1 protein-coding gene is annotated in these 1,890 nt (G+C 56.3%); it reads left to right on the top strand.

What is annotated here, in order from left to right; genetic code table 11:
- Positions 1–1,865 (top strand): collagen binding domain-containing protein (locus DXC52_RS08095; RefSeq protein ID WP_255413404.1); only part of this gene is annotated, 1,865 nt, incomplete at its 5' end.
- Positions 1,866–1,890: the final 25 nt, after the last annotated feature.

A 1,890-nucleotide genomic window follows, 5' to 3' on the forward strand; every position in this document is an offset into this window, starting at 1 on the left:
TGCGGGAACGGCCTGTCCGCCTAATGTGTTCGGCTGAGATCGGAAATCAACCCGATGCCCAAACAGGCGCTTCTGTTCCCCTAGCCGGATTCACCTTCCAACTCCTCGACAGCAATCACGAACCTGTCTCACAAACTTGCTGGTATCCAGCACATAACGTAATGGACACCTTTACGACTGACGCGACCGGGACCGTCACACTGCCAGAATCGCTCGTGCCGGGCACCTATTATGTACGCGAAACCTCGGCCAAAGAGCCCTATCTTGTCAGCGAAGAAATCGAGGTAAACATACCCGCCGACATGAACCTAACGCCCGTTGCAATCGCCTCGTATTATGACCGCGCCGCGACCGGAAATATCAGGATCGTTAAAACCGATGCCGTAGACGGCAGCAGCCTCGCGGGCGCCATCTTTGAGATCCGTGCCTCGGGTGATATCGTGCGCCCCGACGGTAGCATTGCCGCACTCGACGGTGAGACTGTCGCTACCGTCACGACGGATGAAACTGGAGAAGCACGCGCGGACAACCTCCCACTGGGATCTGGCACCGCACGCTACGAGGTTGTCGAGACTCAAGCGCCGGCAGGCTTCTTGCTCGATCAGACAACCCATATTGTCGACCTTACTTATGCCGACCAGAAAACACCCGTTGTAGAAGCACGGCTTAACGTATCCGACGATTACACCAAGGTTGATATCTCCAAGGTCGATGCAAGCGGTGAGCAGGAAGTAGAAGGCGCACGGCTCACCTTATATGGTCCCGATAAAACCGAAATAGACTCCTGGACCTCATCCGACAAGCCACACCGCGTCGAACATCTTGCACCCGGCACCTACTCGTTGCGCGAAATGATGTCTCCGCGGACCTATGACCTTGCCGAGGAGATAACGTTTGAAATAAAGGATACGGGAGAAGTCCAATCCGTCGCGATGAAGGATGCGCCCATCGAGATCAAGGGGCAGGTCGACAAGCGTCAGGAACTTGTCCAACCTATCGAAAAGGGCCTGTTGGCTAACGGCGATGGTAAAAACCGTGCCGCGATGCAAACCAATACGGATGGGCTTTTCTCCTATACCATCGACGCTCGAAACGATTCAACTACCTGGGTTGATGAGTTTACAATTACCGATGATCTTGAGTGTGCCGAGGACGATACGGCGAGATTCGTCTCAATCGAAACCCCCGTCGCCATCGGCGACCTCAACGGTCTGTGCAACGTGTGGTATCGCACGACGCCGTTGGACTCGACAGACGTCGATGAGCCGGCAAACGCGACACTTGACGATGGGCACGAAAATCCTTGGCTTGAGTCCGACGAAGTAAAGGAAAGTCTGGGTGAGGATTGCCGCCTCGTCGATTACGACGGCTGGCACCTCTGGAAGGCGGATGTCTCGACCACGGAATCCACCACACTCGAGGCGAAAGAACTCGACCTTGCGTCCAATACCGTCGTAACGGGCATTCGCATTGAATACGGTGCGGTAGCCGCCGGCTTTACGACTCGAAGCGATGCGGATTCTTGGACCCGCGATGATCTCAAAGATGAGCACGACGACCTTGACGATGCCAAAGCAATCCTTGGCACAGACGCTCGGGGCGCAATCGTGCACATGCAGGCGACGTCGGCTTATACGCCCCAAACCGCACTCACCAACAGCGCACGCGTCGATCTTTGCCGCAACGGCGGCGGCGATAAACTTGAGTCACATGACGAGGACCGTGTCATTCAACGCTGTACCCTACCGCAGGACCTACCGGCAACAGGATCAGTTCCCATCGCCGCTTGCATCACCGCGCTCCTGACCTCGGGTGCCGCAGCCCTATGGTTCGCTCGCCTTAGGTCGATCCCAAAGAAGCGCTAGCGCGATGAAAAAGCGGGCGAGCCAG

The organism is Collinsella sp. TF05-9AC, from assembly GCF_003438495.1.
Taxonomy (GTDB): Bacteria; Actinomycetota; Coriobacteriia; order Coriobacteriales; family Coriobacteriaceae; genus Collinsella.